11 protein-coding genes are annotated in these 21,299 nt (G+C 68.9%); 7 read left to right on the top strand and 4 right to left on the bottom strand.

Going from position 1 to position 21,299, the window contains the following annotated elements:
* Positions 1–17 precede the first annotated feature (17 nt).
* From KB201_RS03385 to KB201_RS03375, 3 genes are all read left to right on the top strand, one after another.
* Complete coding sequence (locus KB201_RS03385; protein WP_249145026.1) at positions 18–1,331, top strand: HNH endonuclease signature motif containing protein; 1,314 nt, start codon at positions 18–20, stop codon at positions 1,329–1,331.
* Between the two features lie 406 nt (positions 1,332–1,737).
* Positions 1,738–2,190, top strand: a complete 453-nt coding sequence (locus KB201_RS03380; protein WP_211538350.1) for an SRPBCC family protein — start codon at positions 1,738–1,740, stop codon at positions 2,188–2,190.
* A gap of 265 nt (positions 2,191–2,455) precedes the next feature.
* Entirely contained in the window at positions 2,456–2,911 is a 456-nt protein-coding gene (locus tag KB201_RS03375; protein WP_211538349.1) for an SRPBCC family protein, read from the top strand.
* Positions 2,912–3,018: 107 nt separating this feature from the next.
* On the opposite strand, the gene KB201_RS03370 is transcribed toward KB201_RS03375, so the two are convergent.
* The 4 genes from KB201_RS03370 to rplN are packed head-to-tail and all read right to left on the bottom strand — an operon-like array spanning position 3,019 to position 4,476.
* Entirely contained in the window at positions 3,019–3,204 is a 186-nt protein-coding gene (locus KB201_RS03370; protein WP_004019490.1) for a type Z 30S ribosomal protein S14, read from the bottom strand.
* Position 3,205: 1 nt separating this feature from the next.
* Positions 3,206–3,787: a 50S ribosomal protein L5 gene (gene rplE, locus KB201_RS03365; RefSeq protein ID WP_055475154.1), complete on the bottom strand. Its 582-nt coding sequence runs from the start codon at positions 3,785–3,787 to the stop codon at positions 3,206–3,208.
* Between the two features lies 1 nt (position 3,788).
* Positions 3,789–4,106 carry a 50S ribosomal protein L24 gene (gene rplX, locus KB201_RS03360; protein WP_005197643.1) on the bottom strand — a complete coding sequence of 106 codons (318 nt, stop codon included), beginning with the start codon at positions 4,104–4,106 and terminating at the stop codon, positions 3,789–3,791.
* A gap of 1 nt (position 4,107) precedes the next feature.
* Positions 4,108–4,476, bottom strand: coding sequence for a 50S ribosomal protein L14 (gene rplN / locus KB201_RS03355; protein ID WP_004019493.1), 369 nt, complete (start codon positions 4,474–4,476; stop codon positions 4,108–4,110).
* A 601-nt stretch (positions 4,477–5,077) separates the two neighbouring features.
* Here rplN and KB201_RS03350 point away from each other — a divergent pair.
* The 4 genes from KB201_RS03350 to KB201_RS03335 are packed head-to-tail and all read left to right on the top strand — an operon-like array spanning position 5,078 to position 21,224.
* Entirely contained in the window at positions 5,078–18,964 is a 13,887-nt protein-coding gene (locus KB201_RS03350; protein WP_211538348.1) for a non-ribosomal peptide synthetase, read from the top strand.
* Positions 18,961–19,218, top strand: a complete 258-nt coding sequence (locus KB201_RS03345) for an MbtH family protein (protein ID WP_249145024.1) — start codon at positions 18,961–18,963, stop codon at positions 19,216–19,218. The genes KB201_RS03350 and KB201_RS03345 overlap by 4 nt, the downstream gene beginning before the upstream one ends.
* Complete coding sequence (locus KB201_RS03340) at positions 19,196–20,452, top strand: ATP-binding cassette domain-containing protein (protein WP_211538347.1); 1,257 nt, start codon at positions 19,196–19,198, stop codon at positions 20,450–20,452. Before KB201_RS03345 ends, KB201_RS03340 begins: the two co-directional genes overlap by 23 nt.
* Positions 20,442–21,224, top strand: a complete 783-nt coding sequence (locus tag KB201_RS03335; protein WP_058252001.1) for an ABC transporter permease — start codon at positions 20,442–20,444, stop codon at positions 21,222–21,224. Before KB201_RS03340 ends, KB201_RS03335 begins: the two co-directional genes overlap by 11 nt.
* The last annotated feature ends 75 nt before the right edge of the window (positions 21,225–21,299 follow it).

Genomic DNA, 21,299 nt, shown 5'->3' with positions numbered 1-21,299 from the left:
GATGTGGAAGGTCCGTCATGCCAACAACACTCGCCACCATGCTGCGCCCAGAGACCGACAGTGTCGAACACTCCGGCGGTGAGGGTTATCTCGCCGTGTTGACTGCGATTCGCGAGGCGCTGTGGGATCTGCCCCCTGGCGGCGCGGAGCCGACCGGCCGTCAAGCGAGCACCGCGATGTCTCTGCTGATCGAACTGCGCTCCATCCTGGACCATCACGCCGCCGTCGGAGCTGCCACCCTCGACCGTCTCGGTGTGGCCCGACAGTCGACCGGCAAGACGTCCGCCCTGCTGATCACAATGGGCGCAGCACCCGCAATCGCGCACCGCTGGTTGCGGATCGGCAACGCACACGCATGGCTCTCTCGGTTGCCCGGTTACACTGCCGACGGCGCGATCCCCGGGGAACACGCCGATGCCGTCGTGAACGGCATAGTTCATGTCGCGCGTCGAGCACCCGAGGGTGTCTGCGCCGAGGAACGAGCAGAGGTCGAGCAGACCCTTATCGCGCAGGCGATGTCCGGCGCCACCCCTGCCGAAATCGCCCAGAAGGCGCGCGAACTGGGCAACGAGTATGCGGTCGAGTCCGGCGGCCTGCATGCTGGCGAGGACCGCACCATCAACGAGTTCACCGTCTCCCCGACCGGGGAAGGCCGGGTCCGCGTACGCGGCGATCTCGACACAGTCATCGGCGAAAAGCTGACCGCGGCAATCGAATCTCTGAACACTCCGAGGCCTGAGCCCGACGGCACCGACGACTCACGGACCACCGGGGCCCGCAACGCGGATGCTCTGGAACTCATCCTCGATGCCGCGGCGGTGGCCGACATCACCCTTGCAACCCCACCAAAGACCCACGTCAGCGTGCTCCTGCCGGCGGCTGCTCCCGACAAGGCCAGCCTGTTGTGGCTGGGTTCGATCAGCCCCACCACCGCGTCCTTGCTTGCGTGCGACTCCTCTGTCACCGACGTGGTCATCGACGGCGACACCGTCCCCCTGGAGATGGGCACTTCCAGACGACTGTTCCCGACGCATCTGCGTAGAGCGATCATCATCCGCGACCGGTGCTGCATCAAATGCGGTGCGCCTGCGGGCCGCACCCACGTCCACCACATCCAGTTCTGGAGCAACGGCGGTTCCACCGACATCGACAACGGGTGCTTGCTCTGCCCGTCCTGCCACGCCCACATCCATGCCGGCCAGTGGGAGATCATCATGGGGCGCGACCGCCACCCGTGGCTGGTCCCACCCGCATCGATCGATCCGATCCGAACGCCATTGCCGGCATACAACCGCCGCACCATGACTCTCGATGACCGGGCCGCAGCCTGATCCACCTCGGTGGTCGATGACCGACTCGTATCGGCGAACGGCCGGAGAGCCCGAGCGCCTGATACTTCTGAAGGCGAATCCGTCGAGAGACGACGCCCCGCGTAGCACCTTTTCGCACCGATCCGTCGGAGCGCGCATGCCCTTTGAGAACTTCATAGTGTTCACGCCCGACCTGTGGTGCGGGTGAACTGCGTAAGGCCCCACCTCCCTGGTGGGGGGTGGGGCCTTACAGCGCGACTGTCAGGCCAGTGCGAAGTCACCAGCTCGACTTCTGGCACACCGGCAAGTCGACGTCGCAATTGGGTGGCATCCGTGGGCGCTGAGCCCCAACGGGATCTCGTAACGAGAAACGCTGCCATAGTTCGCTTTTCGCCATGCAGTCCGGCGGGCGGGTAACGTCGACGTCATGCCCGAAGCAAGTGCGACCGTCCTCGTCCGACAACCCCTCACCACGGTGTGGGAGTACTGCCTCATCCCGGAGCACGTCGCGGCGCTGACGCCCGGCGTGATCGGCGTCGAGACCGTCACCGACGGGCCGGTCTCGGTCGGGACCGTCTGGCGCGGCCAGATGAAGGGGCTCGGCCGCGCCGTCGACTGGACCGGCGAGTTCACGCGGGTGGATGCGCACACCGCCACCGAGTTCTCCTCCACGGAGTCACCGCTCGAGTTCGCCATCTCGGCCACGTTCGCGGAGGTTGGTCGCGGCGTCGAACTCACCTACCGCATCCGCAACGCCGGCGTCGGCGGGGCGGTCGGGAAGCTTACCGACGCGCTGGCGATCCGCGCGTATCAGCGGTCGCTCGCCGCGAACGCGAAGAAGCTGCCGCGCCTGGTCGACGAATGGGCCGCCACCCGCTGACGACGACGCGGTCCGAGGAGTGCGATGTCGGCATCAGCCACGAGCGATCGATCTCCGACGGAGAAATCCATGAGGACGACGGTCATGAAAGTCTTTGTTAGACATACGAATCGGGGACAATTCGGACGTAGCCTTCGCGGCCGACGGGGAGTACTCTGACCGGCGGATGCATCTCGTTCGGACCGTGCACCACCCGCCCCGAGACGGTGTGCGGCGTGGCTCCGGCCTGCCGACCCACAATCGTTCGCACACAAAGGGTTCCGTCATGCCCGAATCCAGCGCATCCGTCACAGTCCAGCAACCACTCGACATCGTCTGGGAGTACATGTCCGCTCCCGAACACACCACCGCCTACCTACCGGGAACCGTCGAGGTCACTCCGCTGTCCGATGGGCCACTCGCCGTCGGCTCACAGTGGAAGGGTAAGACGGCCGTCCTCGGTCGGACGGTGGACTGGCGGGGAGAGTTCACCCGCGTCGACACCTGTAAGGAGACGGAGTTCCAGACCGTCGAAGCGCCGTTCCCGTTCACCACGCACATCTCTTTGGAGGAGACCTCCGACGGCGTCCGGGTGACGTGTCGGATCACGTCCTCGACCGGTTTCGGCGGGGTGTTCGGCAAGATGGCCGATCCCATCGTCAACCGCATCTATCAGCGTTCGCTCACCGCGTCGATCGAGAGCGTCCCCGACCTCATCGAGGAGTGGCTCGCTCAGCAGTGACACGACAACGGCCCCACCTCGCCGAAGCGAGATGGGGCCGCTGGGGAATCGGTAGCACGAATGCGCTCCATGAGCGCATTCCTGCTACGAAATCCGTCGGGTGAAAATCACCAGCTGGACTTCTGCACGCCCGGCAGCTCGCCGGCGTGCGCCATGTCGCGCAGGCAGATACGGCACAGGCCGAACTTGCGGAACACCGAGTGCGGGCGGCCGCACTTGTTGCACCGGGTGTAGGCCCGCACGGCGAACTTGGGCTTCTTGTTGGCCTTGTTGACCAGAGCCTTCTTTGCCATGTCAGTTGTCCTTAACGTTGTTGTCCTTGAACGGGAAGCCCAGGGCACGCAGCAGCGCCCGGCCTTCGTCGTCCGTGGTGGCCGACGTCACGACGGTGATGTCCATACCGCGGGGCCGGTCGATGTTGTCGATGTTGATCTCGTGGAACATCGACTGCTCGTTCAGGCCGAACGTGTAGTTGCCGTTGCCGTCGAACTGACGGTCCGACAGGCCGCGGAAGTCGCGGATACGCGGGAGGGCGATGGACACGAGACGGTCCAGGAACTCCCACATGCGGTCGCCACGGAGGGTGACGCGCGCACCGATCGGCATGCCCTCGCGCAGCTTGAACTGTGCGATGGACTTGCGAGCGCGACGGATCTCCGGCTTCTGGCCGGTGATCTTGGCCAGATCCTCGACAGCGCCGTTGATCAGCTTCGCGTCACGGGCGGCGTCGCCGACGCCCATGTTCACGACAACCTTCACGACGCCCGGGATCAGCATCACGTTGGGGTATTCGAACTCTTTGTTCAGCGTGTCCTTGATCTCCTCGCGGTAGCGAGTCTTCAGGCGCGGCTGGATCTTGGGTTCAGTAGAGGTCATGTCAGATGTCCTTCCCGCTCTTGCGCGAGATCCGGACCTTCTTGCCCGTTTCCTCGTCGACGCGGTAGCCGACGCGAGTCGGGTTGCCGTCGGAGTCCACGACCATCACGTTCGAGACGTGGATCGAGGCTTCCTGGGTCACGATGCCGCCGGAGGAGGCACCGCGCTCGTTGGCCGACGCGGCGGTGTGCTTCTTGATTCGGTTGACGCCCTCGACGAGGACACGCTGGGTCTTCGGGAAGGCCTGGATGACCTTGCCCTTGGCACCCTTGTCCTTGCCCGAGATGACGATCACGGTGTCACCCTTGTGGACCTTCATGTCAGATCACCTCCGGTGCCAGCGACACGATCTTCATGAACTTCTTCTCACGCAGCTCGCGGCCGACCGGGCCGAAGATGCGGGTGCCGCGGGGGTCGCTCTCACCCTTGAGGATGACGGCGGCGTTCTCGTCGAAGCGGATGTAGCTTCCGTCCGCACGACGGCGCTCCTTGGTGGTGCGCACGATGACGGCCTTGACGACCTCACCCTTCTTGACGTTGCCGCCCGGGATGGCGTCCTTGACAGTGGCGACGATGACGTCGCCAATGCCGGCGTAGCGCCGCGAGGAACCGCCGAGCACGCGGATGCACAAGATCTCCTTGGCACCGGTGTTGTCGGCGACTCGCAGGCGGGATTCCTGCTGAATCACTCGTTAGTCTCCTTGACCTGGCTTCTTATGTACGGCGGATTTCCGACCCGACGCACACGGTCCGTTGCCATCGAACACACGCCTGCCTGGGGTTTTGACCAGGTTGTGACACCTGAGCGGTCCGCCCCAGTGGGTTCGTGAGCCGACTCGCGACACAGCGGTGCCGCAGGCAACCCCACAAGTGTAGGGGAATGCCCAGGTCCGGGCCAAATCGATGGCCCCGGCGACCGCGCGGGGTTTCGGAGGACGCCGGGCCGGGAAAGTTTTTCGCGCACTGACCCATCTGGGGTGCACCGCCACGCGAAGCACCCATGAGACGAGATCGACCAGACACAAGCCCGTCCGGCGAGCAATCAGTGCGAGCCGGAAGGGAGCGAAACACCGGGGGCGTGTCAGCGCCGGGGGTAACTCTCGGCTGCCGATCGTGAGCCGAACGATCACCATGCTCCCCGGCTCCGCAGTTCAGTCCGACAACCGCGGGCCTGACGGCGAGTCCTCGACTCCGGGCCACCCGCCCCGAGTTCGTGGACCCGAGTTCGAATCCCCACGCTCGATCCGGGTTCGACGCTGCCGTGCGGGCGCATTCACAGGGGAGGCACGCGTGACCACAGACGACGCGGTCCGGAACACCGTTGCTACCGACATCGACGCCGGCCTGACGATCCCGATGACCGCCGCACAACGCGGCATCTTCTACGCTCAGCAACTCGAGCCGGACGTGCCGATGACCATCGACGCGTACGTCGAGTTCCGCGGCGACACATCGGGTCCGCAGGCCGAGCACGGTGACGACCCCCTCGTCGACGTCGATCCGGACATCATGCAACGTGCGGTCACCCTGACCGAGCGGGAGACCGAAGCCCCACTGCTGCGGTTGATCCCGACCGACGACGGCGAACCGATGATGGTGCTCGACCGGTCGCAGGGAGTGGTACTCGGGCGACAGGACTTCTCCGACGCCGACGACCCGCGCGCGGCAGCGCTGGCCTGGATCGACCGCCGGCGAAGCGCGAGTTCGGACGTGTTCGAAGACCGCATCCTCGAGACCCACCTGCTCAAGATCGGTCCCGGGCACTCGATCTGGTACTGCCACGGTCACCACATCGGCTTCGACGGCTACGCGGCCATGTACATGATGTTGCGGGTCGCCTCGCACTACACCGCGATCGTGAACGGGACCCCGCCCCCGATCGCGGACACCGCGTCGATGGTCGACATCGCGGAGTTCGACCGTGAGTACCGCGCCTCCGCGAAGTTCGTCGAGGATCGCGAACACTGGGCGTCGCATCTGGCCGACATGCCCGAGATGACCACTCTCACCAGCCTTTCGGCCTCGGCGGCGCCGTTGTCGGACGTACGGTCGGCAGTGCTGGACGACACGCTCGTCGCGCGCATCCGCGATCTCGGCCGCACCCAGCGGGTCCGGCCCGCCTCGGTCATCACCGCCGCCGTCGCCGCCTACGTCGCGCGCTACACCGATCGCGACGAGGCGATGCTGAGCCTGCCGGTCGCCGCCCGCGATCGCGATGTCCTCCGTACCTCGGCGGGCCTGACCTCGAACGTCGTCCCGCTGCGCATCGCGCTCGACGACGACACCGCCACCCTGGCCGATCTGTTGAAGTCGGCCAATTCAGAGATCAAGGTCGCCGTCCGGCATCAGAAGTTCCGGCATGAGGACATCACCTCTCAGATCCTCGGTGCGGCCGGTGCGCGACGAGGATTCTTCGGACCGCTCGTCAACGTCATGCTCTTCTTCCAGCACATCGACTTCGGTCCGCTCAAGGGGGAATTGCACGTCCTGTCCACGGGCCCCATCGAGGACCTGTCGGTGAACGTCTACGACAGCCTCGACGGCGGGATGACCCTCGACCTCGAGGCGAACCCCAACATCTACCCGGCCGAGGAGATCACCACCCACCACCGGCGCCTGGTCGACTTCGTCACCGCCTTCGTCGGCGCGCCGGTCGAGACCAAGGTGTCGGACCTGCACGTTCTCACCTATGCCGAACGAGCCGAACTCCCCGAGCGCATGACCGGGGAGCAGGTCGAGCACGGCGACACCACCCTCGTCGACCTGCTCGACGACGCGGCCCGGGCCCACCCCGACGAGACCGCGATCACCGACGCACAGGACGGACACTCGCTCACCCACCGCGAGTTCGACTGCGCCGCAACACAGATCGCATCCGCGCTCGCGCGTCGCGGGATCGGCCCCGAGAGCGTCGTCGGCGTTCAGCTGCCCCGCAGCACCGACCAGGTCGTGTCGTTGCACGGCGTCGTCCGGGCCGGTGCCGCGTTCCTGCCGATCGATCCGGCCGAACCGGCCGACCGGCTCGGTCACATCCTCGAGGTGGCCGCCCCCGACCTCGTCATCACCGAGTCGGTGCTCGCCGAACTGCGCGCCGACGACGATTCCGACGTAGCCGCACCGACGCCCCCGAGCCCCGACACGGCCGCCTATGTGCTGTTCACCTCCGGTTCCACCGGCAAGCCGAAGGGCGTGGTCATCACCCACCGCGCCATCGTCAACCGCCTCGCGTGGATGCAGGCCCGCTACGAGCTCGCACCGGACGACCGGGTGCTGCAGAAGACCCCGTCCACCTTCGACGTGTCGGTCTGGGAGTTCTTCTGGCCGTTCACCACCGGCGCGGCACTGGTCGTACCGACTGCCGACGGTCATCGCGACCCCTGGTATCTGCGTGACGTGATCGCCGAACACCGCGTCACGACACTGCATTTCGTGCCCTCGATGCTCGCCGCCTTCACCGCGGCACTCGACGCCGACGATGCATCGGAGCTGACGAGCCTACGCCGCATCTTCACCAGCGGTGAGGCTCTGACTCCCGCGACGGTCGGTGCCGCCGCGTCGCTGACGTCCGCTCCGATCCACAACCTCTACGGCCCCACCGAGGCCGCGATCGACGTCACCCACCACGACCACTGTCGCGCCGACGTCCCGGTGATCCCGATCGGCTCCCCGGTGTGGAACACCGGTGTCCACGTGCTCGACCACCGCCTGCGGCCGCAACCGCCCGGCGCGATCGGCGAACTCTATCTCGGCGGCGTCCAGCTGGCCCGGGGCTATCGCAGCCGCGCGGACCTGACGGCATCGCGGTTCGTCGCCTCGCCCGCGGCGCCGGGCGAACGGCTCTACCGCACCGGCGATCTCGTCCGTCTGAACGCCGCCGGCGAGCTGGAATACCTCGGTCGCACCGACTCACAGGTCAAGATCCGCGGCCAGCGGGTCGAACTCGGCGAGATCGAGTCGACCCTCAGCCGGCTGGACGGCGTGACCGCCGCGGGCGTGGTCATCCGGGATGATCTGGTCGCCGGTGAGCCCACGATCGTCGGTTACGTCACCGGCACCGGACTCACCGACAAGGACCTGCGAGCCGAACTCCGAACCGCGCTACCGGATCACATGATCCCCACCGCGATCATGGTCCTCGACTCGCTGCCCACCACCGCCAACGGCAAGCTCGACCGCCGTGCGCTGCCTCGGCCCGACCTGCGGACCCACCGCGAGTTCGTCCGGGCCCGCACCGCGCTCGAACGCTTCGTCGTGGCGACCGTCGCCGATGTGCTCGACCTGCACGACGACACGTCCGACGAGGTGGCGAACGAGGCCCACGCCACGGCTCCGGCGTCGATTTCTCTAAGCGACAACTTCTTCGAGATCGGCGGGACGTCACTTTCAGCGACACGGATGGCCTCGCGGCTGTCCCGCGCCACCGGCCATCGGATCGGGATCCGTACGGTGTTCGACGCCGACGACCTCGCCGGCCTCGTCGCGGCCCTGTCCGACCTGGGCGTCGACACCGATGAGCCGGCCGTCGGCTCCGCCTCGGTCCCCTCCGACGACACCGCCGGGCGGACCGTCTCCGGAGCCGTGCCGCTGTCCCCGGCCCAGCATCGGCTGTGGCTCGCGACACGGCTGGACTCCGCGTCCTCGGCGACCTACAACATGCCGTTCACCGTCCGCTTCGTCGGCGCACTCGACACCGACGCACTCCGGACGGCCCTGGTCGACGTCGTCCGGCGACACGAGCCGCTGCGCAGCGTCGTCACCGAGATCGACGGTGTGGCGTGCATCTCCGCGATCGACCCGGACGCGGTCGACGTCGACCTGCCGGTCCTCGCGACCGGTGACGTCGCCCAGTGCGCGGACCGCGACTTCGCCTCGCTCCCCTTCGATCTGGCCGCCGAGATCCCCGTCCGTGCGCGCCTCGTCCGAACCGCCGACGACGATCATCGACTCACGATGGTCATCCATCACATCGCGGCCGACGGCTGGTCGCTGGCCCCCCTCGCCGGCGACCTGGCCACGGCCTACCGCGCCCGCCGCGACGGCATCGAGCCCGAATGGACGCAGCTGCCGGTCTCCTACTCGCAGACCAGCGCCGCACGTCACGCATGGCTCGACGAGAGTCCGCATGCCGCAGCCGAACTCGAGTTCTGGCGGGACACCCTCGACGGGGCGCCGAGCGAGACCGAGCTGCCCCTGGACCGTCCCCGAAGCCGGGATTCAGAGGTGACCGGCCGGTCCGGATCGTCGGTGACCTCTACCATCGGCCCCGACACCTACGGCGCGATCCGGACCATCGCTACCGAGGCCGACGCCACGGTCTTCATGGTGCTCCACGCCTCGGTGGCGGTCCTGCTCCGTTCCCTCGCGCAGTCCTCGGACGTCATCATCGGCACACCGGTGTCCGGACGCGGCGACGCCGACCTCGACGATCTCGTGGGCATGTTCGTCAACACGCTGGCGTTGCGCACCGTCGTCGACAAGGACCTGCCGTTCGCCGACCTGGTGGCAAGTGTCCGGGAAACCGATCTGAACGCGTTCGACAACGCCTACATGCCGTTCGACCGGCTGGTGACCGAACTGAACCCGGCCCGTTCGGGCAATGTCCACCCGTACTTCCAGGTGTCGATGGCCCTGGAGGACCGTTCCGCCATCCGGCTCGACTTCGCCGGGCTCTCGGCGACCGCATCCCGCGTGGACACCGGTCGCACCACCTTCGATCTGCAGTTCACGTTCACCGAGGTGCGCGGGGCGACCGGCGAGCCCGCCGGCCTCACCCTCGAGATCGGTTACGCCACCGCTCTCTTCGACCGGGACACGGTGGCCGGACTCGGTTCGCGCCTGGTCCGCATGCTGGAGGCGGCGACCGCGGACCCGAGCGCCCCGATCGGCGACCTGCCGGTGCTCGACCTGCACGAGCGTCTCGATCTCGTCCCGGCAGTCGGCGAAGGCCGCCGTCCGGTCGAACACCTCACCCGGCTGCTGTCGGCGGCCGCGGAGTCCTCGCCACACCGCGTCGCGGTCACCGACGGCACCCGGTCGCTGACCTACCGCGAACTCGACGCGGCGTCGAACCAGCTGGCGCGGGCGCTCATCGACGGTGGCGCCGGGCCTGAAAACCATGTGGCCGTGGCACTTCCGCGCAGTGTCGAGTGGATTGTCGCGATGTGGGCGATCGCCCGCACCGGAGCCGCCTGGCTCCCGGTCGATCCCGCGTATCCGTCCGGCCGCATCGAACACATGCTGACCGACTCGGGCGCACGACTGCTCGTCACCGATCGGTCGTCCGATCCCGGCGCCGGGCCCGCTCTGAGCACAGTCGTCCTCGACGACCCCGCGATCCGCGAATGGGTCGAAGCCGAATCAACGGAGCCCATCGCGGACTCGGAGCGACGAGGCGTCCTCGACGTCGACCAGCCCGCCTACCTGATCTACACATCGGGGACCACCGGCACGCCCAAGGGCGTCGTCGTCAGCCACCGCGGACTCGCCGACTTCGGCGCGCAACAGGTCACGCAGTACGGGATCACGCCCACCAGTCGGACGATGCACATGGCGTCGCCGAGTTTCGATGCGTCGGTACTCGAGATCCTGATGGCGATCTCCGCCGGGTCGACCATGCACATCGTGCCGCCGGGGATCGTCGGCGGCACCGAACTCGCCGAGCTGATGCGCGATGCGCGGATCACGCACGCGTTCCTGACCCCGTCGGTGCTGACGACCATGTCCCCGGACGACGTCCCCGATCTCGAGGCACTCGTCATCGGCGGCGAGCACCCGAACTCCGAGGTGGTCCGCACCTGGTCGACCGGCCCGAAGCTGTTCAACGCGTACGGTCCCACCGAGACCACCGTGGTGGCCGCGGTGTCGCCGCCGATCAGTCCCGACTACACGACGCTGACCATCGGCCGGCCCATCCGCGGCATCTCCGCGCTGGTCCTGGACGAGCGCCTGCGTCCGGTCGCCCCCGGCGCGATCGGCGAGTTGTACATCGCCGGTGAGCATCTCGCCCGCGGGTACCACGGCGTCCGACCGCTGACATCCAAACGCTTCATCGCCAACCCCTATGGCGATCCCGGCGAGCGCATGTACCGAACCGGCGACCTCGTCCGGTGGACCTCCGATCACGAACTCGAGTTCCGCGGGCGGGCCGACCATCAGACCAAGATCCGCGGGCATCGCATCGAACTCGGTGAGATCGACGCCGCCCTGGTCGCCGACGAGTCGGTGCGGGCGGCGGTCACCACCACGCACGGCGAGGGCGACCGCGCCCATCTCGTGTCCTACGTGACCGTGACCGCGGGCGCCCACGGGCAGGCCGCTGCGGTGCGAGACCGATTGGCACAGCGCCTGCCGCGGCACATGATCCCGTCGACGATCATCGAGCTCGACGAGATCCCCACGACCCCGATCGGCAAGGTCGACCTCCGGGCACTGCCCGCGCCGGAGCCGGGATCGGTGGACGGCGACGTGGCGTTCGTCGCGCCGCGCAACCCCCTGGAGCAGGCAGTCGCCGATCTGATCGCCGAGCGTCTCGAGCTGGAGCCGGGCACCATCGGCCGCGATCATGACTTCTTCGATCTCGGCGGCAACTCGTTGCTGGCGACCCAGATCGTCGGCGCACTCGAGAGTCTCACCGGGCGACGAATCCCCGTCCGCGAGGTCTTCGACCACTCGACCGTCGCCGGCATCGCCCGGCTCGGCGGCGCCGACGAGGGTGACACCGCCCTCGTCGAGGCGCGGACGCTCGCCGACCTCCGGCACGATCCGGACAGCCCGGCGCGACCGGGACCCGCGCAGCAGCAGCTCTGGTTCCTCAACCAGCTCGCGGGCGGTGCCGAGGCCGATCCGGGTCTAGCCGACTCCGACAACGGTTCGTCGACAGCCGATTACGCCATCGCCTTCGCGCTGGATCTGCGTGGCGATCTCGACGTGGACGCCCTCTCCGGCGCGCTCCGATACGCCGTCGACCGCCACGAGATGCTGCGCACCGTCTATCCCGAGCACGACGGGCGCCCCGACCTGGACGTACGTCCCACCGACGAGGTGCAGACCGAACTCACCGTCGTCGAGACGACTTCGGCGGAGTGGCCGGCCCAGGCGCAGGCGCTGGCGCGTCGTCCGTTCGACCTGACCGTCGACGTACCGCTGCGCGTCGCGCTGCACCGGATCGACAGTGACACCGCGCATCACAAGCTGACCCTCGTCATCCACCACATCGCGGCCGACGGTTGGTCGATGGTGCCGCTGCACCGCGACATCACCACCGCCTACGCCGAACTGCGGACGGCGGCCGAGAACGGTACCGAAGCCGCGGTCACCGCCGCTCCGCCGGCCCTGGACTATCGCGACTACCTGCGCTGGCAGGCCGATCACCTCGAGACCCGGACCGATCTGGCCGACCGGTGGCGACAGGACCTGGACGGGATCGATGTCGGTCCGATCCTCGTGCCCGACGCGCCGAGCGGGTCCGCCCGCACCGCGGGCGTGGTCGAGGTCGACTTCGACGCCGAACTGCGCAGCCGCCTGTCCGCACTGGGCGGCGGCCGGGCGACCGAATTCATGTGCGTGCATGCGGTGTTCGCCGCGCTGCTGCATCGGCTGAACGCCGACCCGGAGGTTCATGTCGCCGGTTCGGCGTCGGACATCGTGATCGGCACCCCCGTCGCCGGACGCGCCGATCCCCGGCTCGCCGACATCGTCGGCATGTTCGTGAACTCGGTCGTCCTCCGGACCCCGGTCGACGGGAGCCAGGGGTTCGCGGCCCTGCTCGACTCCGTCCGCAGCCGCGACCTGGACGCGCTGGCGGGCGCCGACATGCCGTTCGAGCAGATCGTCTCGATGCTCAATCCGCCTCGCACGGACCGGCATCCGATATTCCAGATCGCGCTGGCGTTCGACGCCGGGGTCTCTGACACCCTCGAACCGGACCACACCAGGGTTGATCTGCCCGGCCTGCAGGTCGTCGCCGAGGAGATCGAGACCGCGGCCGCCCGGTTCGACCTCGAACTGCGAATCCGCAATGGGCGCGCGCGGTTCACTTATGCGACCGATGTCCACACGCGCGAGCGCGTCAGCGAACTGGCCCGGATGTTCGTCGATCTCGCACGCGCGGTCGCCGCGGATCCGTCGACACCTCTCGACGACCTGGCCGTGACGGCCGATCTCGTGGACACCGCCGGGACCGCCGATCTCGCGGACTCCGCCGATCCAGCTGTGCGCGACCACCGCTCGATCGAGCCGCGGCATCTCGCCGACATTCTCGCCGACACCGTCATCGACCATTCCGATCGCGTGGCGGTCGAGGACGGAGACCGCACGCTGACCTACGCCGAGATCGATCGGATCTCCACGCGCTGGGCACTCACCCTGCGCGATCTCGGGGTCGGCACCGAGGACGTGGTCGCGATCGCCGTCGATCGCAGCCTGGAGTCGGTGGTCGCCACGTGGGCCGTGACGAAGGCGGGCGCGGCCGCGCTGCCGGTCGACATGCGTTACCCGGCCGAGCGGATCGCCCACATGATCGCCGATTCGGGCGCCATCCTGGGCATCAGCAGCTCCGACCACCGTCGCGATGTGCCGCACGACATCTGGTGGCTGACCCCGGAGGATCTGAGTACCGGCGAGCGCGCAGGCTTCCGGCCCCCGGCCCGGCACCCGGACTCGATCGCCTACATCGTCTACACCTCCGGCTCCACCGGAAAACCGAAGGGCGTGAGCGTGTCCCATCGCGGCCTGGCCGCGTTCGCCCAGACCCAGCGGGAGCGGTACGAGGTCGGCCCCGGCGATCGCACCCTGCTGTTCGCCTCCCCCTCGTTCGACGCATCGATGCTGGAGTTCCTCCTCGCCGTCGAGTCCGGCGCGACGATGGTGGTGGCACCGACGACGATCTACGGTGGCGACGAACTCGTCGAGTTCCTCGACGAGCGCAAGGTGACCCACGCGTTCATCACGCCGTCGGCGCTCGCCGCCGCGGCACCCCATCCGCTCCCGCACCTGCGGACCCTCGGTGTGGGCGGCGAGGCCAGCACCCCGGAACTGGTGGCGCGCTGGGGAACCGGCCGTCGCTACATCAACTCCTACGGGCCGACCGAGACGACCATCGTCGCGACGATGTCGGCGCCGCTGCACCCGGGTGAGCCGATCACCATCGGCACGCCGGTCCACGAGTGCACCGCACTCGTCCTCGACCACCGGTTGCGGCGACTGCCCGACCACGTCCCCGGCGAGCTCTACCTCAGCGGGCCGGGAGTGGCACGGGGCTACCTGGGGCGCCGCAGTCTGACCGCCGGCCGGTTCGTGGCCTCCCCCGACGGAAACGGCGCCGTCATGTACCGCACCGGTGACATCGTGCACCGCGACGCCGACGGCGCGCTGACCTACCACGGTCGCAGTGACAACCAGGTGAAGGTCCGCGGTTTCCGCATCGAACTCGACGAGGTGAGTGCGGCACTGGCGGCCGTGGACGGAATCGACTTCGCCACCACCGTCGTCCGCGGCGAGAGCGCATCGGCCACCCTGGTCGGTTACGTGACGCGGTCGGGCGGGGCGGCCGGCACTGCAGACGCCCCGGAAACATTGGACAGCGCAAAGGTGTTGGAGTCGGTCCGCAGCCGCCTGCCGCGCCACATGGTCCCGTCCGCGATCGTCGTGCTGGACGAGATCCCGCTGACCGGCAACGGCAAGCTCGACCATCGGGCACTGCCGGAGCCGTCGGCGAGCAGCATGTCGTCCGTCGGTCGCGCACCGCGCGGTGATGCCGAGACCGCACTGGTCGGCATCGTCGCCGACGTGCTCGGCCTCGCCCGCGAGGAGATCGGAGCCACCGACGACTTCTTCCTGCTGGGTGGCACCTCGCTGCAGGCGACCACCCTGGTCAGTCGGATCAACCGGGTGTCGGCCGACGGTCGCCTCCGCGTCCGGGACGTCTTCGACCACCCGACCGCCGAAGCCCTCGCGGACCTGATCAGCCTGCCGGCCGACTGGGTACCGACCGCGGAGTCCGACGAGTCGTCGGGTCGCCCGGTCCGACGGGAGACATTCCCGCTCGCGCCGGTCCAGCGCCGCCTGTGGTCGCTGGCGGCGGCCGACCCCGGGTCGACCGAGTACCTGATGCCCTTCGTCCTGCGACTGACCGGGGACATCGATCTCGAGGCCCTCCGCGGCGCACTCACCGATGTCGTCGCCCGGCACACCAGCCTGCGGACGGTCTTCGAGGCGGTCGACGGGACACCGACGGGCCGGGTGCTCGACGATCCCGCGGCCGTCGTCGGCCCGCTCACCCCCGTCGTCCCCGCGGACCCCGACGCGCTGATGAGCGAGATCGCGCGCCTCGCATCGACGCCCATCGACCCGACCACCGAGGCGCCGCTGCGTGCCACGGTCGTCGCGGACCCCGGTGTGCGTGGCGAGACCGCCACGCACACCCTCTTGCTCGTCGTCCATCACATCGCCGCCGACGGCGCGTCGTTGCCGACCCTCGTCGGCGACCTGGCGCAGGCCTACCGAGAACGACGCGCCGGCCGCGCCGAGACCTGGGATGCGGCCGCTCTCGACTATCGCGACCACGCCGTCGAGAGTGCGACGGCGCCCGCGGCGACCGACGAGCTGGGATTCTGGACCGAACACCTCGCGGGTGCGCCCGCCGAGAGCACGGTCGAACCGGTCGGCGGCGGCAGACGCGGTTCCGGTGCCCGGTCGGTGAGTCTGCCGCTCCCGGCATACACCCGGGCGGGACTGACCGCCTTCGCCCGCGAACAGTCGACGACGCCGTTCTCCGTCCTGCACACCGCACTGGCGATCCTGCTGCACCGTCTGGGCGTCGGCGATGACCTGGTCATCGGCAGTCCGGTCGACAACCGCACCGGTATGACCGGCGTCGACCGCGACTACAGCGGTGTGGTCGGCATGTTCGTCAACATGGTGCCGCTGCGCAGTCACCTGCGCAGCGCGGAGACCGTCGCCGCACTGGTCCGCCGGACCCGCGACACCGACATCGACGCCCTCGATCACCGCGGGGTGCCCTTCGACGACATCGTGACCGCGCTCAATCCCGAACGCGCGCACGGTCGACACCCGCTCTTCCAGGTGGCGTTGTCGGTGCACGACTTCGCCGGGGGCGCGCCGACCCCGGTGGGCGGTGCGGATTCCCTCGCCGGGACCGCCGTTCCGATGGACGACGACCTGATGGCCGAGGTGGCCGAATTCGAGTCCCTCGCCGCCAAGTTCGACCTGCAATTCACCGTCACCGGCCTGGGCGCGACCGACTCCGACACCGACGCCGCGGTCCAGATCACCTACGACGCGGCGCGATACGGCCACGACGACGCCCAGATGCTGGGAACGCGGCTCATGCGCGTGTTGCGCGGCATGCTCGGCGACCCCGGACGCGCGATCGGCGACATCCGCATCACCGACCCCCTCGAGGTGGCCGAGCGCACCCCCGCTCTCGGACCGCGCGGCAACGCACCGACGACGCTGGACGTGCTGATCGCCGATGCGGTGCGGCGGCACCCCGACGGGCTCGCCGCGATCGGGCAGCCCACCGCGGACGGCGAGGGCCCCGAGACGCTCACCTACGCCGAACTCGACGCCCGCTCGAACCGGCTGGCCCGGGTCCTCCTGGGCCGCGGGGTGGGGGCCTACTCGCGCTCGGACGACGAGCCGGGGACCGAGGGTCCCGACGTCCGGTCGTCCCGCGAACCGGTGGTCGCGATGGCGATCAGCCGTTCCATCGACTCCCTGGTGGCGATCTGGGCGATCGTGAAGGCCGGCGCCGCATACGTTCCCATCGACCCCGAGTATCCCGCCGACCGCATCGCGCACATGCTCGACGACAGCGGCGCGCAGCTGGTCGTGACGACCTCGTCGTCGTGGGAACGCATCGCGGAGAGCTCGGCCGGGAGCGAGGTACCGACCCTCGTCCTGGACGCCGCGTCGACCCGGACCCGCATGAAGCACTCCTCGCCGGCGCCGATCACCGACGCCGAGCGGGCGTCGACGATCCGCCCGGATCAGTTGGCCTACATCATCTACACGTCGGGATCGACCGGTAAGCCCAAGGGCGTCCTGGTCCCGCACAGCGGGTTGCGCGCGGTGCACGACGAACTCGCGGAACGGATGACCCCCGGACCCACGTCCCGCGTGTTGCACTTCGCCTCACCGAGTTTCGACGCCTCCGTGCTGGAGATGCTGCTCGCGCTGGCCGGTTCGTCGGCACTGACCATCGTCGAACCCCACGTCTACGGCGGCACTGCGCTCAGCGACGTGATCAGGGCGCGCCAGGCGACGCATGCGTTCATCACCCCCGCCGCGGTCGCCAGCATGGACCCCGCCGCCGTGCCGTCACTGCGCGCACTCGCGGTCGGTGGCGAGGCCTACGGAACCGACCTCGTGCGGCGCTGGTCGCCCGGTCGCACGATGATCAACGTCTACGGACCCACCGAGACGACGATCATCACGACCGGCAGCCGGTCGCTGACCCCGAACACGCCGCTGACGATCGGCACGCCGAACAACGGCGTCGGCGCGCTCGTCCTCGACGATCGGCTGCATCCGGTGCCGCCCGGCGTCACCGGCGACCTGTACCTGACCGGCGTGCAGCTCACGCGCGGCTATCACCGTCGGCCCGGCCTCACCGCGGTCCGGTTCGTCCCGGCTCCGATGGTCACCGGGCCCCGGTTCGCCGGCCAACGGATGTACCGCACCGGCGACCTGGTCCGCTGGACCGGCGACGGGCAGCTCCTCTACGTCGGCCGCAGCGATTCCCAGGTGCAGGTCCGCGGATTCCGCATCGAACTGGGTGAGATCGACGACGCGCTCGCCGCCGAACCCGACGTCGACTTCGCCGTGACACTCGTCAACGGCACCGGGGCCCAGGCGATCCTGCGCAGCTACGTGACAGCGACGCGCGGGCACGAACCCGATCCCGCCGACCTGCGGCGCCGGGTGGGACGACGGCTGCCGCGGCACATGGTGCCGGTGTCCGTCTCCGTGCTCGAGAACATTCCGCTGACCCCCACCGGCAAACTCGACCGCGCGGCGCTGCCGACCCCGGCCGTCTCCGCCTCGGGCCGAGCGCCGGCCCCCGGGACCGAGACGACCATCGCCCGCGTCTTCGCGGAGGTGCTCGAGGTCGACCTCGATGCCATCGGTGCCGACGACGGATTCTTCGACCTGGGTGGCAACTCCCTGATGGCCACCGCCGTGACCGGCAAGCTGAGCGAGCTCACCGGACAGCACCTGGCGGCGCAGTCGCTGTTCGGGGCCCCGAGTCCCGCCGAACTCGCCGAGCTGCTCGACGGAGGGGCGCACTCCGACGGGGACACCGGACCGTCGGCCTCCGGTCTCGACACCCTCCTGCCGTTGCGCCGCACCAGCAGCGACGCCGGAAGCGATGCTCCCGCACCGCTCTTCGTGGTCCACCCGGCGATCGGACTGTCCTGGAGCTTCACCTCCCTGCTGCCCCACCTGCCTGCCGACCGCGCGGTCTACGGCCTACAGCACCCGGCGTTCGCCGGTGATCCGTGCCCGCAGACGATCGCCGACCTCGCCCAGGTGTACGTGGCAAAGCTGCGCACGGTGTCACCGGAGGGGCCGTACCACCTGCTCGGGTGGTCGCTGGGCGGGTTGATCGCCCACGAGATGGCCGTGCAACTCCAGGAGGCCGGCGAAACCGTCGAGCAACTCGTCGTGCTCGACAGTTACGTCGTCGCCGAACGGCCCGACCTCGACACCGAGGCGTCGATCGCAGAACTCATGCGCGAGTTCGGACTCGACGTCCCCGACGGTGGCGAGGAGGGCACCGAGCCCTCGGTCGCGGACGCGTTCCGCGTCATCTCCGCGGCGGGCGGCGCGCTCGGCGGCTTGTCCGAGGAGACGCTCACGACCGTGCACGAGGTGTTCCGCCACGCGTCCCCACTCGCCCGGAACTGGCGACCCCGGGTCTTCGACGGCGACCTCACCTTCGTCACCGCGACCGTGGACGCGCACGACGGCCCGCCGGCGGTCGCCGACTGGCGCAGCAAGGTCACCGGTCGCGTCGTCGAGGTCCAGGCGACCAGCACCCACGCACGCATGTTGCTGCCGGAGAACGTCTCCGAGTGGCTGACCGCAATCGAATCAGGCCCGATCGAATCAGACCCGGGCACACCGGGAATCGCAGCACAGGAGGAGGAATCATGATGAACCCGTTCGACGACACCGAGGGGACCTTCCGCGTCCTCGTCAATCACGAGAACCAGCATTCCTTGTGGCCGGACTTCGCCCCCGTCCCCGACGGTTGGACCGTCGTGTTCGGTCCGTCGGCTCACGACGAGTGCCTCGAGTACGTCGAGGAGAACTGGCGAGACATGCGGCCCGCCAGCCTGATCCGCGCGATGGAACGTTCGCAGAACAGTGAAAGGGAGGTCACACATGGGGCGGCACAGTATGGCTGACACCACGTCGGCCGAAACCACTCCGGGGACCACGGCGTCGCCGTCCGGTCCGGTCACGACTCCCGGCGAGACGTCCACCGATGGCGTCTCCCCCGCCCGCAACGCCCTCGAGCTGCGCGGCCTGCGAAAGACGTTCCGCACCGGGCTGTTCGGCCGGGGTCGCCGCGTCCATGCCCTCAACGGCCTGGACCTGACCGTGCCCGCCGGCACCGTGCACGCGCTGCTCGGCCCCAACGGAGCCGGCAAGACCACCACCGTCCGCGCGGTGGCGACGCTGATGAAGCCCGACGAGGGCAGCGTCGTGGTCGACGGTGTCGACGCGCTCGCCGAGCCCGGCGCAGCCCGCAAGATCATCGGCGTGTCCGGGCAGTACGCCGCCGTCGACGGTAACCTGACCGGTTTCGAGAACCTGCGGATGGTCGGTCAGCTGTACGGCCTCTCCCGGGGCGAGGCCTCGGCACGGGCGCGCGAACTGATCGCCGACCTCGCCCTGCAGGACGCCGCGGACCGCCCGATGCGTACCTACTCCGGCGGCATGCGCCGGCGGCTCGATCTCGCCGGCGCCCTGATCAACCGACCGTCCCTGGTCATCCTCGACGAACCGACGACCGGGCTGGATCCCCGTGGGCGACGCCAGATGTGGGAGGTCATCACCGAACAGGTCGCGAACGGCGCGACGGTCCTGCTCACGACGCAGTACCTGGAAGAGGCCGACGCCCTGGCCGACGAGATCACCGTCATCGACCACGGGACGATCCGAGCCCAGGGCAGTGCCGCCGACCTCAAGGCCTCCACCGGTGCGTCGATCCTCACCATCGAGGTGCGTTCGGACGGGACCGCTCACGACGAGCTGGTCGCCACGACCCTCGCCGAGGTCGGACTCGGCATGCCCGAACGACTCGACGAGTCGGATCGCCCCGACCCGGCACACACCGACAACTCACGGTGGTCCCTGCCGGTCAGCGACGGGAGCCGCAGCGCGGTCGCCGCCGTCCGGGCGCTCGACGCCGTCGGAATCGTCGTCGTCGACGCCACCGTCGCGACGCCGACCCTCGACGATGTGTTCCTGGCCCTCACGGAGCGGGACACGCCGGACAACGATGGCGGCAGTGACCACGGCGAAACATCGGCCACGGCCGATGCCGAGACCACCGTCATCCCGACGGTGGCCGACGCCGATCCCGATCTCTCCCACGCCCCGACGACCCGAACGGATCGACTCCATGCTCACTGACACCGCAGTGCTGGTCGAGCGAAACCTGCTCACCGTCAAGCGAATTCCCACCCTGCTGATCAGTGCCACCATCCAGCCGCTGATGTTCGTGTTCCTGTTCGCCTACGTCTTCGGCGCGACCTTCGGCGGGGGTTCCTACCGGGAATTCCTGATGGCCGGCATCTTCACGCAGACCGTCGTCTTCAACGCGGCCTTCACCACGGTCGGCCTGGCCAACGACACCTCCGACGGCATCGTCGACCGGCTGCGGTCGCTACCGATGTCCCGGTTGGGCGTCATCAGCGGCCGTGTCACCTCGGACATGCTCCTGGGCGTCGTCGGCCTCGCGGTGATGGTCGCGTGCGGGCTCGCCATCGGCTGGCGGGTCCAGGGCAGTGCCGGCGACGCCGCCCTCGCCTTCGGCATCATCGGACTGTTCGCGCTCGCCATGGCGTGGGTGGGTGCGGTGACCGGTCTCGCCGCGCCGAATGTCGAAGCCGCACAGAGCATCGGGTTCTTGTGGATGTTCCCGGTCACGTTCCTGTCGAGCGCGTTCATCTCCGCCCAGAGCCTGCCGGGTCCGCTGCGCGCGATCGCCGAGTGGAATCCGGTGACGGCAGTGGCGACCGCGTCCCGGCAGCTCTTCGGCAACGAGGCACCGCCGACCTTCCCCGAGGCCACCGGATGGGTCGCCGACCACGCGGTCGGATACTCGGTGGGATCGGCACTGGTCATACTGGCGGTGTGCATACCCGCCTCGCTCATCCTGTACCGCCGCGCCGCCAACCGGTGATCTGCAGGTCAGTGATCCATGGATTCGCGATCGGTAGCCCCGGGATCGACGATCACCCGAGAAATCCCTACGTCT

The organism is Gordonia sp. SCSIO 19800, assembly GCF_018132775.1.
Classification (GTDB): Bacteria; Actinomycetota; Actinomycetes; order Mycobacteriales; family Mycobacteriaceae; genus Gordonia; species Gordonia hongkongensis.
Note: the sequence above shows the minus strand (reverse complement) of the source record. Positions and strands in the feature narration are given on the sequence as shown.